Origin of the sequence: Allobosea sp. 2KB_26 (assembly GCF_052115715.1) — a bacterium.
Lineage (GTDB): Bacteria > Pseudomonadota > Alphaproteobacteria > Rhizobiales > Beijerinckiaceae > Allobosea.
The window spans coordinates 479,271-493,684 of record NZ_JBFRHE010000002.1 but is presented as its reverse complement, the minus strand read 5'-3'; the positions used below and the strand labels follow the sequence as shown (position 1 = coordinate 493,684).

The window sequence follows — 14,414 nt, the reverse complement described above, 5'->3', positions numbered from 1 at the left end:
CCCGCGCCTCGCGAACTCACGCAGCGATGATCGGGGACGCCTGGAAAGAGGGTTGGCGCACCGGCGTCTCAGCGAAGTGCGTGCCCTCCTCGAACCAGGAGCGCGGTGCCGGCGCGCCCCAGAGGGTCTGGCGCTGCGGATCGCGCAGATCCCAACGGATCGGTTCGTGGTCGGGGTCGACCGTCTGGTAGTCCGAGCAATAAATCTCGATCCGATGACCGTCAGGGTCGCGGATATAGAGGAAGAAGGCATTCGAGATGCCGTGCCGCCCCGGGCCGCGCTCGATATTGGTGACATAGCCGGTGGTCGCCATCAGATCGAGCAGGTCGATGATGTTGAGCGGCGTCGGCACCCAGAAGGCAACATGGTGGAGGCGCGGCCCAACCCCATGGGTGAAGGCCATGTCGTGAACGCCGCCCTTGCGGTGCATCCAAGCCGCCCAGAGCCGGCTGCCATCCTCGTTCACCGTGTATTCGGTCGTTCGGAATCCGATCGCGTTATAGAACGCGACGGACGCGTCGACATTGTCGGAGAAGCAGTTGAAATGGTCGATCCGGAGCGGCTTCACGCCCTTGTAGAGTGCGTATTTCTGATGAACCGACGGAAGCTTGTCCATGCTGAAATAGAACTCCAGCGGGACGCCGAGCGGGTCGACGGTCCTGAGCGTGCGGCCCTGGAACGGCTCCTCGACAAACCGGGCCGGCAGGCCGTTCGCCCGAAAGAAATGATGTGCCTTGTCCAGATCCTCTTCCGAAAAAACCTTGAAGCCGAGCACCTTTGCGACCGGGCTTTCACCCTTCTCCAAGACGATGCAATGGTGTCCACGTTCCTCCATCGCACGCATGTAGAGGCGGGTCTGGCTCTCGTCCGTCACCTGCAGCCCGAGCGTATCGGACCAGAAGGCTCGCGAAGCCGCCAGGTCGCTCACGGTCAGGACGACGTGATTGAGCCGCACCACCTGAAAGGGCGGATTCAATACCGGCTGCGGGACAGGCATAGAGCTTCCTCCTTGGTATCTTATTCCTGGTGCCGGCCTGCTTTTCGAGGCCTTGATGCTGTGAAGCCGGTGGCACGGCTGCGACCACGGCCGCCGTTCCCGCTTCGATCCGTCCCGTTACCGGTCAGCCTCCGAGCCCGAGCTTTGGGACCTTGTGGCTGTCATAGGCGACCGCGATGTTCTTCGTCTCCATGTAGAAATCGAAGGAATAGTCGCCGCCGTCACGGCCGATGCCGGAATTCTTGATGCCTCCGAACGGGGTCGGCAAATGCCGCACATTCTCGGAGTTCACCCAGATCATGCCGGCTTCGAGATCGCGAGCGACACGGTGCGCGCGGCCGATATCACGGGTCCAGAGATAGCCGGCGAGCCCGTAGCGGACATCATTGGCGATCCGAACCGCATCGGCCTCGTCTTCGAAGGGAATCATGGTCAGGACTGGGCCAAAGATCTCCTCCTGGGCGATCCGCATTCCAGCTGCAGCGTCGACATAGAGCGTCGGCTCGACATAATTGCCGGCCCCCTCCATCGCCCGCCCGCCGCCGCAGGCGACGCGTGCCCCGCCCTCTCGCGCGAGCGCAGGGTAGGACAGGACCTTTTCGGCATGACGCGGGTGGATCAATGGCCCGATCTCGGTTGCCGCATCGAGCGGGTGGCCGATTTTGATACGCCGGACACGCTCGGCGACTCTTTCGCTGAAGCTGTCATAGATCGAGCGCTGGACCAGCGCGCGCGAGGACGACGTGCAGCGTTCGCCATTCAGCGAGTAGATCATGAACAGCACGGCATCGAGAGCGCGGTCCAGGTCGGCATCGTCGAAGACGATCACCGGGTTCTTGCCGCCGAGTTCGAAATGCACGCGTTTCAGCGTTTTTGCGCCCTGAGCCATGATGTGCGAGCCGGTCGTGGTCTCGCCGACGAAGGCGATCGCCCGGATCGCGGGATGCTCGGTCAGGGCCTTGCCAGCCTCTTCGCCCAGTCCGTGCACCAGATTGACGACGCCTGCCGGCAATCCATGGTCACGGATCACCTCATCCATGATCTCGGTCAGGATGACCGCGGAGAGCGGTGACCACTCGGCCGGCTTATGGACGACCGTGCAGCCGGCCGCGAGTGCCGGCGCGATCTTCCAGGTCGACAGCATGAAAGGCGTATTCCACGGCGTGATCACGCCCACGGGGCCGATCGGTTGGCGGATGGTGTAGTTGATATGGTCGGTATCGGGCAGCGAAAGCCCGTTGCCCGCCTCGGTGGCGCGATCGGCGTAGAAGCGAAAATTCTCGGCGCCGCGCAGCGCAGCCTTGGCCATGTAGCGGATCGGCTGGCCCGTATCGCAACTCTCGACGAAGGCGATCTCCTCGGCTCGCGCCTCGATCGCATCTGCGATCGCATGCAGGATTTTGCGACGCGTCGCACCTGGAACATCGCGCCAGACCTTGAAGGCCGCCTCGGCAGCGCGGGCAGCACGGTCGATCTCCGCTGCACCACCGGAGGCGACGGTGCATTGATGCTCGTTGGTGGTCGGATCGAGCGTTTCGAAGGTGGCGCTCGTGGCGGAGAGCACGCGCTCTCCGGCAATGACATGCGGAACGACCCCGCCGGCGAGGAAACGCGCCATGGCGCGCTCGGCCCCCATCAGATTGCTGGCGAGTTTCGGATCGATGGCCCGGTTCATGCGAGGCCTCCCTTGCGTGCGAGGCGTTCATGCAGATTGTTTGTCTTGATCGAGGCCGTCCCGTCGATCTCCTGGACCTCGACCGTGAGACCGAGCCCGATCTTGCTGAACAGGTCTGCGGTTTGCGCTTCGAGCGTCGCCATCAGCGCTTCGGCGACCCGCCGGCGCGTCGCGGCATCCCGGCCCTCCCCGATCCGAGCCAGAACGGCAACAAAGCCATGGGTAGGATCGCCATCGGCAATCGCGAAGATATCGCGGCGTTCGGCCCGCGTCCGCAGGCCGCCAATGGGAAAAACCCCGGTTGCGAGCGCTGTTGCGTGCAATTCGTCGACCAGCCGGCGGAGCGACAGCGCCGGCTCAAGATTGGCCGAATATTCGACGATGATATGCGGCATCCGCGCACCCGTCTCGTGTTCGAAATTAAATTAACGTGTTAAATTAATTCGAGCAAGCGATTATCGCCGCAAAAAAACCGCTAGAATGGTTGCATTGCTCTGATCCTGCGTCAGCCGCTCCGGAAGGGATCACGTTTGAGAAGCCCCGCACCACCCCCGGATGATCCCTCGCAAGGTGGGACGCGCGTCCATCTTCGCCATTTCTCGAAATCGCTGCCGATGTCGCTGTTGCGGGCGCGCGAGGCGGTGATGCGCTGCTTTCGCCCGTCGCTGCGGCAGTATGAAATCACGGAGCAGCAATGGCGGGTGCTACGGGCGCTGAACTCAGTGCCCAGCCTGGAAGTGACCGATCTTGCGCGCGCAACCTTCCTGCTCGCGCCGAGCCTGTCGCGGATCCTCGTCGATCTCGAAGCGAGACACCTCATCACGCGAGCGGCCGATCAGCGTGACCTGCGTCGCGCCATCATCTCAATCAGCCCGGCCGGCGCCAGTTTGATCGAAACGGTCACGCCGGTCTCGGAAGCGATCTACCACGACATCACCAGCCGCTTTGGCGACGAGAAGCTCGCGACTCTGCAGGCCTTGCTGCGCGAACTGGAGGACGTGGCCAGCGCAGTCGCGCCCCATGACGAGAGCGTGGGCAAACCGCCCCCACCTCTGGAAACCACCCGGAAGAAGCGGCGAATCCCTCTGAAGCGAAAGCGCAGCGCGAGCTGACGGACGCGCTGCGCTCACGCCTGCTCAGACCTTGCCGAGGATCGTGGTCATCTCGGCCGGGGTGAAAGCCCGCATCGTCTGGTTGCGGATGTTGCCCAGCTTGGCAACGGCAAGACTGAGCGCAGTGGCGCTCATCTCGTCGGGAGCGTCCACGGTGACAAGGACGTCATACTTGCCGAGCGTGTAATAGGCGTCCTTGACGGTGATCCCCTTGGATTTCGCCATCTCCCGGAATGCCTCCAGGCGTTTGACGCTGTCATTGACGTTGCGGATGCCTTGATCGGTGAAGTTCGCGAGGACGACATAGGTAGCCATGACGCGCTCCTCCCTTTGAGCCCCGGCACAATGCACCACGGCCGGAGACGCCAGTCGATCTGTACCTGGGGGAAAAGCGTGCCTGCCTTGCGAGACGCGCGTCCAGGACCGCCTGGGAGCGCCTTGCCTATTGCGAGCTCTTGATGGCCTGGCTCACCCGGGCCGATGAAATGCTCGTTTCGCCTCTGAACGGTTCGTCCATGATGATGATGAGGCCGAGCACCATGCCGATTGCGCCCATATGCGTGGCGATCAGGGCAATCGCTGCAGGGTTCAGGTAAAAGCGGCCGTTCATCAGCATCGCACCGAGCAGAAAGACCAGGATCATCCACCAGAAAATCCCCGGCACGCTCTTCGTTGCAGCTTCGAGCCGGCCCTGGCGATAGTCCTCCAGTCTGTCCAGCAATCCGCGCAGCGAGGAGGCCGAATCCGGATACCCCGCCGCAACCTTGCGCACCTGCAGGACCAACGCAGCGAGCGCACGATCAGCCGTTGCAGAAAGCCCCGCATCCTCTGTCGAGAGGGAATGCCACTCATCGCGGGTCACGGCACCGACATAATCTCGCAGGGCCTTCCGCGCCGCCTCGGGCTCGCTCCCGTCGAGACTCGCGAGATCGCGATCGAGGCGCGCGATATAGGAGCCCTCACGCGAGACCGCATCATCAGCTCGCGCCAGATTTACACGGACATCCGCAAGCATCAGGGCGAGCACGAAAACCGAGAAGGCCAGCAGACTGCCATGAACGACCTCGGCGAGCTTGTTGGGCTCGTCGACAGCGTCCCGAGGCCGGGCAAACCAAAGGCGACGGGCAATGGAGGCGAGCAGTACCCCCAGTACCGCCGTCGACAATCCGCAGATGATCAGGATCACTGCGTCCGAATAGGCTGCGATCAGTTGTATCATCGAGAGCATCACCCTCCTCACAACAACGATAGCATGCTGGTGGGCGCTGCCGCGGGTGCAGCGAGACGCCTACCCCCTGAGTCGCTCACGATCCAGGTAGGCTGTGAGCCCCGGCAGCAGGCGGGCAGACAGCCAACTCGCCGCGACACCGCTCACGCCTCCGGCGATCTTGACCAGCGCATCTCCCAGCCGGGCATGCCTGTCGGGTGACAGCATCTGGAAGAGCTCCAACCCTATCGCGATCCCGACGGTCAGCAGGAGTACGATCCCAATCCGCCTGGAGTAGGCGGTGGCGAACAGGAAACCCAAGAGCCCGAATGCGCCGAACCGCTCGAGATGAACGGCGTCGCCGATTCTCGGACGCAGTTCTATCGCGGACAAGGTTGCGTAAGCGATGAAGGCGAGCGTGAACCATGCCAGAGCGCGTAGAACTCTCCTGAATGTCATGGTCCGTCGATCTCTGGCTGTGGGCGGCGAGCTGCGAGCGCTCTATCGCGCGCTCTCGCTCACAATGGAAGCCCGCCTATTTCGCCAGCAGCGCCCGATAGACCTCCAGCGTCTTCTGGGTGACGTTCTGCCAGCTATAGGCCAGCTCCACCCGCTTGATCTGGGAGCGGGCCTGTTCCTCGCTGAGCGGATTGGCGATCTTTGTCATCATCGCGGCCGCGAGCGCATCGACATCCCCAAGCGGAAAGTAATCCTCCGGAGGCAGGCCAAGCTCCTGGTTCGCGGCGATATTGCTGGCGAGCACCGGGAGGCCGGACGCCATGGCCTCCAGGAGCGCGATCGGCATCCCCTCATGGCTCGACGGCAGGACGAAGAGCGCGGCATTGGCGAAGAGTTCGGCAAGCCTGTCGCCGGACTGGAAGCCGGTCAAGACGACGCCGGGCACGGCCTGGGCCATCTCCCTGACCTGCAGGGAATAGGCGGTTTCAAACTCCGCCCCACCTGCCAGGACCAGGCGAAGGTCAGACTGCCCGCTCCTCGCAAAGGCTTCGATCAGGTCCGTTTGCCGCTTCTCAGGAACAAGGCGGGCGGCAAGCAGGACATAGCGCTTGGGCTGCAGGCCAAACTCCGCCAGGATACCGGTCTGATGCGTGCCCCGGGAGATAGCCACGCCATTCGGCACGAAGCTGACCGGAGTATCGTACTTGGAGCTCATGCTCTGGGCGACCTGGCTCGAGACCGCGATCCGTCCATGGGACAGGCGCATGCCGAGATATTCGCCAAGCTTCAGCGCACGCCGGGCAACGCCGCCCCATTTCTGCCTGTCGTAATCGTAGCCGTGATGGGTAACCACCACCTTCATGCCCAGGAGACGGGCGAGAGGCACCATCAGTGCCGGGCCCACCGCATGAATGTGCAGGATGTCCGGCCGGCGCACCGCCGCGAAACAGACGCCCAGGAAGGTATGGACGATGGCCTCCAGCGCCATCTTGCGGGGCGCCCAGAGCGAGAAGACACGGATGCCGTTCGCGGGAGACGGCACAGACGGCAGGTAGCGGTGTCGGCCGATGACTTCAACGTTCCAGCCGCATGCGGCCATCTCGCCGGCCAGCATCTCGACATGTTTCTCGACGCCGCCCTGAACATTGGGGATGCCGCGGAGTCCGAGGAAAATGACGCGCCGTGGAATATCCTGATTTGCCATAGTCACCGGCCGTGCGGGAGGCACCTCGAAGGGAAGACTGGTCAATGACGCCTCCGCCGATTGCTGCCCGGCCGGTCTTGAACGACAATGCTGAAGACGATCCCGCTTTCAGCTCGGCGCCAGACCTCGGAGAGATTGCTCTTGGGAAGGTAAAGAGTGGAACCCAGCGTTCTGGAAAATCCCTCTACCTGATTTCGACCAATTTTACAGAACGCGGGCGGGCATCCGCAATAGACAGCCCCACACTCTGTGTGTTTTCCATTTATTAACCTTTACGTCACTTTTTTCTTCGTGGTTTTCAGGCGGCCCCGAGCGCGGCATAGAGGCTCAGTGTCCGGTCGCGAAAGGCGGCGGCGGAGAAGTCCGCTGCGATCCATTTCCGCCCCGCCGCTCCCATCCGCGCTCGCTCGGCCGCCGGGAGCGCGGCCAGATCTGCCAGTTTCTGCGCGAGATCCTGCGCGTCTCCCGAGGTCACCAGCATTCCGGTTTCTCTCTCCTGGATCATCTCCGGGATGCCGCCGATGGCGGCGCCCACAACGGGACGTCCCAGCGCATAGGCTTCCAGGATACTGATCGGCGCGTTTTCGTACCATTCGGAGGGCAGTACCAGCGCTCGGGATTGTCCGATCAGGCGGTGCAGGTCCTGCCCTGACAGGTGCCCCACGAAGCTCACATCCGCGCCGGTTTCGTCGGCGAACTGGCGAAGGGCTGCGTCATCCGGCCCAGTGCCGGCCACGATGAGCCGCTGCTTCGAGAGAGCGACGGCCTCGATCAATGTCGCAAGCCCCTTCTCGGGCGCGAGGCGGCCGGCGAAGACGAAATAATCGCCCTCCTCCCAGTCGCTACGGTAACGCTCGACATCGACGAAATTCGGTATGTATTCCAGCTGCTCGCGGGGCCAGCCCCATTCGACCAGCTTCTCCAGATAGAAGCAGCTGGGAACGACGATGCGGTCGAGCTTGTCCCGGTAGAGGCCGAGCGAGCGATGCACCAGCGTTTCCGCGAGGACCAGGGTGCTGTACGGCACGGATCCCTTGATGCAGCGATGGCGCAGGACATTGTAGATATGGCCGCCGCGGCAATCCTCGCAGATTTTTCCGTCGCGCAGCATCTTGTAGGACGGACAAGCCAGCTTCAGGTCATGCGCCGTCATCACCACGGGAATTCCAGCCGACTTCAAGGTCGCGAAGATCGCCGGGGAGAGGTGGTGGTAGACGTTATGGGCGTGGGCGACCGAGGGGCGCGCCTGCTCGATCAGTCGCGCGATATTCCGCTGCGCTTCGAGCGAATAGATGATGCTGGCCGCCTGGACGACCTTTCGCAACGGGCTCGTCCGGCGACCATATTCGATTTCCGAGACGAAATAGCCTGACCATGGCGAGGGCTCATTGCTCTCATGCTGCATGGCAAAGGGAACGACATCCCAGCCGATCCTTTCGAACATGGTCATGTGGTCGAAGAAGACCGCCTCCGCCCCGCCGCGGCGGTAGAAATAGTTATTGATCGCCAGCAGGCGTTTCCGAGCAGGTTGGGGCTTTGCCACGTCGCGGCTCCTCACCAGCCGATCCGATCCAGCATGCGATCGACAGGCAGGACCGCGCATCCGCGCTCGACCGCGTGACGCACCAGATGCTCGAATGTGCCCGGCGTGCAGCCATAGGGGGTTGGGTCTGGTGCGATGTCATGCGTGAAGAAGACGAGCCAGCCGGGCATGTCGACGACCTCGTCGATCCAGCTTGTCAGGGCGCGTGCCTCCGGATCGGGCTGGCGAATCTCGACGGCCTTGAGCATCAGGGGATCGACCGTACCGCGATTGATCGCTTCACCGGCCCCGCGGCAAGTGCGGAAGCGCCGGCGAAACTCGCGGCGCGCCAGCGGCCATGCCGCATTGTATGGAAAGGCGAAATTGGCCGGCTTCGCGGAAATGCCGGCCTGCGCGAGATAGGCGGCATTGCGGTCCAGGTCGCGCGGCAGTTCGGCGCCGGGAATGTCGCGGATTCTGCGATGCGAGAAGGTGTGGCAGCCGATTTCGTGACCGCGTTCGGCCAGATCCCGGCATCCTTCCGGGACGATCAGCACCCGGCCCGGCTCGACCTGCCCGGCAAGTCCTCCGGCGATGTAGAACGTGCCATGCACCCCGTATTTCTCGAGGATCGCGGCTCCTTCGCTGCGGGCCGAATCTGGAACATCGTCGAAGGTGAAGGAGACCAGCGGGGTCTCCGTCTCCAGGTGGCGCCTGGACCCTGCAAGCCCCCAGATCAGGCGATTGCTCAGACTGTCGAGCTTGGCTCCGAGCTGTTTGGATACACTAGGCATGCGCGACGGCCCTTTCCGATCTGGTCCGGGGCTCCGGCGCCAGCGCGGCCGAAGCCTGCAGGGACAGGCCGTAGAGCGCGAACAGCAAGGTGAACCAAAGCGAGTTGCCACCTTCGAAGAACAGGCTCTCGAGGCCGGCATTGAAGATGGCGTAGAGCCAGATGCGGGTGAAAAGCCGGGTCAGATGCGAGTGCTCGGCGTCGGATTCCAGCCGTGAAATATTTCGGAGCGGCAGGACGATGAGCCAGACCAGCGTCAGCAAAAGCCCAGGGATTCCCGTCATCAATGCGACGTCCAGATAGGAATTGTGCCCGTTTGCCGCGGCAACCGCCCAAGTTTCGACCGAGCCGCCGCTGTGGACAAGCTCCGATGTCTGCCAAAAGCCCTTGAAGCCGTATCCTGTCAGTGGCCGGTCTGCGAGTTCGGAGACGGCAAAGCGCCAGATATCGGCGCGGTTGGTAAAGGTGGCATCGATCCCGAGTTCATTGATGAAATCGCCCAGCGGCCTGAAGACCGCGGCCCCGATCGCGAAGACGTTGAACAGCCCAACGCCGCCGATGACGATCGGAATGCGCAGGAAGCGAACCTTCTCGAAGACCCATGCGAGAAGAAGGATAGCCGGCAGCATGGCCGTCGAGGTCTTGCCACCGGTATTGATCAGGAAGAGGAACGACAGGAACAGGATCGTCATGCCCGCAATCCGCGACCAGGCATTCATGACGAAGAGGCCGAAGAATGCCGCGACCACCATCGCCGCTGCAGCGCTGTTCTTGTGCGGGAAATGCCCGCGCCACAAACCGGCATTCATCGGCTCGCGCAGCTCGGACGCCTGGTGGATCGCCAGAAGCGGCTTGAACAGGATACCGTAATAGCTGACCCCCAGCATGATGAGGGTGCCGATACCCAGCATCTTGGCAAAATGCCTCTCGGAGGCTGGCAGCAGCAGATAGACGCTGGCGTTGATGGTCACCATGACGGCCAGAACGGTGCCCTTGATCCCGAGCATGGGGTAGGTCGAGATCAGCGAAACAAGGAAGAACCAGGCGAACAGCAGGCCCAGCAGCACGCGCGGCTGCAGGATGATGCTGCGCATCGGATGAAGCAAACCGTAGGCGAGCGTGCCTGCGAACAGCAGCAGCGACACGATCTGGTTCATCAGATTGGAGTTGCCGGCGCTCGGGTCCAGCACGGCCTCGCCGGTCAGGTCGACGAAAGGATTGAGGGAAATCCAGAAGAACAGGAAGATCGCCATGAACAGGGCGGTGCCGACGGTCTCCCTCAGCCTCTCTCCTCGATCAGCCTCCCCCTTGGCGGCGCTCCCCATGGCCGTCGCTCAAGCAGCTGCAGGCTGCGGATCACGGATATAGGTCCAGGCTCCACGCGTCAGGGCTGCCGCAATGCCGAGCATGAGGCCCAGCATGGCGGCTGCCGCCAGCAGGATCAACGTACGCGGCGGCCAGCTGCGCGCCTTTGGCGGCATCGGCGACGAGATGACACGGACATTGCTGGTGTCGATCTGCTGGCGCTCACCGATCTGCTGGGCACGCGCCAGGTGGGTTTCGTAGATCGCAGCCTTGGCGCGTGCATCGCGCTGCAGGTCGCGCAGCTGCACCTCGGCGTCGTTGTCGGTGAAGACGTTCGATTTGCCATCACCCGCCTTGTCCTGCAGCATTCTGAGCGTCGTCTGTTCCCTGTTGAAGTCAGCCTTCGCGCCTTCCAGGATGCGGCGTGCTTCGCGGGACAGGGCGCCCTCGAGCACCTGCTGCTCGGATAGCGCGGTAATCAGCTGCGGATGTCGTGCGCCAAAGGTCGCCCTGATCGACCCGATCTGCTGCTGCAGCGTATTATATTGCGCCCGCAGGCTCGTCATGGTCGCGGAATCGAAGATTGACGCGCTGGCTGCCCGCCGTTCCGCGATCGCCGCGCTCATCTGCCTGTAGCGCGATTCCGCCTGGATGAAGCGCTGCTGCGCATCCAGAACCTGCGTATTCAGCTCGCCCGAAAGCCGCGTGCTGACGAGCTCGCCATTATTGGACTGCAGCCCCTTCGCGCGCCGAAAATCCTCGACCCTCCGCTCCGCTTCGGTCACGTTGCGGCGCAGTTCGTCCAGGCGGTTATTGAGGTTCTTCACTACCCGGCCGGCGCTTTCGGCCGCTGACTGGAAAAGCTCGGCCTCGAAGGCTTCGACAATCGCGTTGGATATCGCGACAGCCTTCTCGGGATCTTCCGCCCAGAGCTTCATGACCACGACGAAGGAGCGCTCCTCGCGCCGCGCCTCGACCCGTTCGGCCAACGCACGCATCACGGCAAGGCGATTGTCCTGATTGGTATCCCTGGACGAGATCAGGCTCCTGAGCGCCGACAGATAACCAGGTTGCACGAACTCCGGGTCGTTGGTCAGGTCGAGCCGGTCGATGACCCGAGCCAGGACGTTGCGCGAGGTTAGGACCCTGAGCTTGCTCTCGACCTCGAGCAGTTGTGCATCACGCTGCGGATTGCTCGTGAAGACATCGTCCCGGACGACGTTCAGGTTCGAGGGATCAATCAGGATGTCGGTGTAGACGGTATAGCGAGGCGGCGTCGTGACCGCATAGACCAGCGCCGCAGCGACGCAGATGATGATGGCGGCAACGATCAAGCCTATTCCCTGCCGCAGCCAGACGAGGATATCGTCGGCCCCGACATCGGCGAGTAGGCGGAGACGGGCAACCGGACTTCCGCTTCCGAACGAGCCCTGCCTCCGGCTCGACGGCGAGGAGTGTGAGCCGGGAGATGTAGCTGCATCATCGCGCAGCGATTCTGAGCGAATCCGGGAATGGCCTGTCGGCAGAGGCGTTTGTCGCTGCTCCGACTCCTTCGGCCCGTACATCCGCTTCGCCCTCAGCACGCAACTCTAGACGGAAGAGACGCGCCTATCCCCCGTAAACATGCCCTAGGGGTATGCTCCGGCCCTGAATTTTACGTTAATCGCGAGAAGAACACCCCGCTCCGGGAGTGGCAGCCCGGCCCTCAATCCCGAGGCAAAGTTCATCTGCGTCATCGGCCCCGCGAGAGTGCAATCTTCGGCCTTGATCCGAAGTCTAATCAAGAACTTGGGGTCTTGGCGGACGCTTCGAAATTTACCATTCGCATGGATATCCCCAAGCGTTAACGTATGCTCGCCCCTGATTGGCTATAAGTCCAAGGGGACACGAAGGACCTGGAAGCATCTCGGTATGTGCGGATTTGGGGGCTATTTCGGCGCGGTCCGGGATGGGAGGGAACTCCTTGAACGGATGACGGCTGCGATCGCGCATCGCGGCCCAGACGAGCGAGGGCTCTTCACCACCAAGGACGCAGGCCTCGGGCATGCACGGCTGTCGATCGTCGGCCTTGGGGATGGCCAGCAACCGATGTCCGATGCGGCGGGTGAGCTGACGATCGCCTTCAACGGCGAGATCTTCAACTATGTCGAACTGCGCGAGCAGCTGCGCGCAAAGGGGCACCGCTTCCGGACATCGAGCGACACCGAGGTGATCCTGCATCTCTACGAGGAGATGGGAGAGGATTGTCTGTCCGTCCTCAATGGTGATTTCGCCTTCGCGCTCTGGGATGGCCGGCGCCGCCGCATGGTTCTGGCCCGGGACCGCATGGGCGTCCGGCCGCTGTTCTATACGAGGCAGGATGGCCGGTTCTATTTCGGCTCGGAGGTCAAGGCGCTTCTTCAGGTCCCCGGCGTCAGCGCAGAGATTGATCCCCTCGCTCTCGACCAGATCTTCACATTATGGGCGCCGATCGCGCCGCGCACGGCCTTCCGCGACATCTTCGAACTGGAACCCGCGCATCTCATGATCGTCCAGGAGGGCAGCGTCTCGACGCGGCCCTATTGGAGCCTGGACTATCCCGATCGGGATGCGCCATCCCGGCACACGGACGAACGCGCCGCGGCAGAGGAGCTGCGCGCCCTGCTGACCGAGGCAACCCGTATTCGCATGCGGGCCGATGTCCCGGTCGGCTCCTATCTCTCAGGTGGGCTCGATTCCTCGATCACCTCCGCGCTTGCGGCGGGCATGGCGCCTGGCGGCCTCAGGACCTTTTCCGTCACCTTTGACAGCGCCGAACATGACGAGAGCGCCTTCCAGATGGAAATGGCCCGGGCGCTCGGGACGCAGCACAGTTCCGTCGCTTGCGGCGAGGGCGATATCGCCGCGGTCTTTCCCGATGTGATCCGTTTCACCGAGCGGCCGATCCTCAGAACCGCGCCCGCCCCACTTTTCAAGCTGTCCGGCCTTGTGCGCGAGGCGGGGCTGAAAGTGGTGCTGACGGGTGAAGGCGCGGACGAGGTCTTTGCCGGCTATGACATCTTCAAGGAGGCGCGGGTTCGGCGCTTCTGCGGCAGGCAGCCCGGCTCCCGGATCAGGCCGCATCTGTTTCGCAAGCTCTATCCCTATCTGCCAGGCCTCAGGCAACAATCCGCAGAATATCTCGCATCGTTCTTCGGGGCGGGCGGCGCGGCACTCGACGATCCGCTGTTCTCGCATCGGCCGCGGTTCGACGGCACGGCGGCGACGAAGCTGTTCTTCTCGGGCGACCTGCGCACCACGCTCTCGGGCTACGACGCAGCCGAGGAACTGGTGTCGCGACTGCCCGAAGCCTTCAGCCGCTGGCACCCCTTGCATCAGGCGCAATATCTCGAAGCCCGCTTCCTGCTCCCCGGCTATATCCTGTCCAGCCAGGGCGACCGCATGGCGATGGCCCATGGCATCGAGGGGCGCTTCCCCTTCCTCGACCATCAACTGGTCGAGTTCGCCGCCGGGCTTCCCCCCGAGATGAAGCTGAAGGGGCTTGTCGAGAAGCACATCCTGCGCGAGGCGACCAAGGACCTCCTGCCGCCCTCGATCAGTCGACGGGCAAAGCAGCCCTATCGCGCGCCGGACAGTCACTCCTTCGTCGGTGCGGGCGCCGCCGATTATGTCCAGGCCGCCATGGGCGAGGCGCAGGTCGCAGCCGGCGGCCTGTTCAATCCCAAGGCCGTGGCAAAGTTGCATGAGAAATGCAGCACGCGCCCGGCCTCCGGCTTTCGCGACAACGCAGCCTTTGTCGGCATCCTCTCGACGCAGCTCTGGCTGCAGACATTCACCGGCACGAGCGGCCGCAGATCAGAGGCCGCCTGAACCGGCCAGGAAAGGGAAAGACATGAGCGAAACAATCAGGGACAGCGTGAAGGCCTTCGTCGTCGAGAACTTCCTGTTCGGCGATACCAGCCATGAGCTCGACGGCACGGCGTCGCTGATCGAGAACGGCGTCATCGATTCCACCGGGGTTCTGGAGCTCGTGGCCTTCATTGAGGATCGCTACGGGATCACCGTGGCCGACGCCGATATCGTGCCCGCAAACCTGGATTCGCTTGATCGCATCTCGGCTTTCATCGCGTCGAAGCTGGCCGCGCCGGTCACGGCGTAACG

13 protein-coding genes and 1 pseudogene are annotated in these 14,414 nt (G+C 63.1%); 3 read left to right on the top strand and 11 right to left on the bottom strand.

The window, feature by feature from the left end; all coding sequences use genetic code 11:
* Nucleotides 1-16: 16 nt before the first annotated feature.
* The 3 genes from hpaD to AB4099_RS10435 form a co-directional block, all read right to left on the bottom strand.
* Nucleotides 17-997 carry a 3,4-dihydroxyphenylacetate 2,3-dioxygenase gene (hpaD, locus tag AB4099_RS10445; protein ID WP_441477999.1) on the bottom strand — a complete coding sequence of 327 codons (981 nt, stop codon included), beginning with the start codon at nucleotides 995-997 and terminating at the stop codon, nucleotides 17-19.
* A gap of 124 nt (nucleotides 998-1,121) precedes the next feature.
* Entirely contained in the window at nucleotides 1,122-2,672 is a 1,551-nt protein-coding gene (gene hpaE, locus AB4099_RS10440) for a 5-carboxymethyl-2-hydroxymuconate semialdehyde dehydrogenase (protein WP_441477998.1), read from the bottom strand.
* Nucleotides 2,669-3,067, bottom strand: coding sequence for a 5-carboxymethyl-2-hydroxymuconate Delta-isomerase (locus tag AB4099_RS10435; protein WP_441477997.1), 399 nt, complete (start codon nucleotides 3,065-3,067; stop codon nucleotides 2,669-2,671). The genes hpaE and AB4099_RS10435 overlap by 4 nt, the downstream gene beginning before the upstream one ends.
* A 219-nt stretch (nucleotides 3,068-3,286) precedes the next feature.
* On the opposite strand from AB4099_RS10435, the gene hpaR reads away from it, so the two are divergent.
* Entirely contained in the window at nucleotides 3,287-3,784 is a 498-nt protein-coding gene (hpaR, locus tag AB4099_RS10430) for a homoprotocatechuate degradation operon regulator HpaR (RefSeq protein ID WP_113516636.1), read from the top strand.
* Nucleotides 3,785-3,808: 24 nt separating this feature from the next.
* Here hpaR and AB4099_RS10425 read toward each other — a convergent pair whose 3' ends face one another.
* The 8 genes and pseudogenes from AB4099_RS10425 to AB4099_RS10390 all read right to left on the bottom strand — a co-directional run.
* The gene (locus tag AB4099_RS10425; RefSeq protein WP_069881005.1) at nucleotides 3,809-4,099 is read right to left on the bottom strand and encodes a GYD domain-containing protein; all 291 of its coding nucleotides are present in this window, start codon (nucleotides 4,097-4,099) and stop codon (nucleotides 3,809-3,811) included.
* 127 nt (nucleotides 4,100-4,226) lie between these two features.
* Nucleotides 4,227-5,003 (bottom strand): bestrophin-like domain, encoded by a 777-nt coding sequence (locus tag AB4099_RS10420; protein WP_441477996.1) that lies wholly within the window; start codon nucleotides 5,001-5,003, stop codon nucleotides 4,227-4,229.
* 69 nt (nucleotides 5,004-5,072) lie between these two features.
* Nucleotides 5,073-5,450: a VanZ family protein gene (locus AB4099_RS10415; protein ID WP_441477995.1), complete on the bottom strand. Its 378-nt coding sequence runs from the start codon at nucleotides 5,448-5,450 to the stop codon at nucleotides 5,073-5,075.
* Nucleotides 5,451-5,526: 76 nt separating this feature from the next.
* A complete protein-coding gene (locus tag AB4099_RS10410) occupies nucleotides 5,527-6,654 on the bottom strand; it encodes a glycosyltransferase family 4 protein (protein ID WP_441478062.1) in 1,128 nt (375 codons plus the stop codon).
* 298 nt (nucleotides 6,655-6,952) lie between these two features.
* Nucleotides 6,953-8,197, bottom strand: coding sequence for a glycosyltransferase family 4 protein (locus AB4099_RS10405; RefSeq protein WP_441477994.1), 1,245 nt, complete (start codon nucleotides 8,195-8,197; stop codon nucleotides 6,953-6,955).
* Nucleotides 8,198-8,208: 11 nt separating this feature from the next.
* A complete protein-coding gene (locus AB4099_RS10400; protein WP_441477993.1) occupies nucleotides 8,209-8,970 on the bottom strand; it encodes a polysaccharide deacetylase family protein in 762 nt (253 codons plus the stop codon).
* Nucleotides 8,963-10,294: an O-antigen ligase family protein gene (locus AB4099_RS10395; protein ID WP_441477992.1), complete on the bottom strand. Its 1,332-nt coding sequence runs from the start codon at nucleotides 10,292-10,294 to the stop codon at nucleotides 8,963-8,965. Before AB4099_RS10395 ends, AB4099_RS10400 begins: the two co-directional genes overlap by 8 nt.
* Before the next feature lie 9 nt (nucleotides 10,295-10,303).
* Nucleotides 10,304-11,686: pseudogene (locus AB4099_RS10390) on the bottom strand (GumC family protein); the annotation flags it as partial.
* A gap of 499 nt (nucleotides 11,687-12,185) precedes the next feature.
* Here AB4099_RS10390 and asnB point away from each other — a divergent pair.
* Entirely contained in the window at nucleotides 12,186-14,123 is a 1,938-nt protein-coding gene (gene asnB / locus AB4099_RS10385; protein WP_441477991.1) for an asparagine synthase (glutamine-hydrolyzing), read from the top strand.
* A gap of 22 nt (nucleotides 14,124-14,145) precedes the next feature.
* Nucleotides 14,146-14,412 carry an acyl carrier protein gene (locus tag AB4099_RS10380; protein ID WP_113516627.1) on the top strand — a complete coding sequence of 89 codons (267 nt, stop codon included), beginning with the start codon at nucleotides 14,146-14,148 and terminating at the stop codon, nucleotides 14,410-14,412.
* Nucleotides 14,413-14,414: the final 2 nt, after the last annotated feature.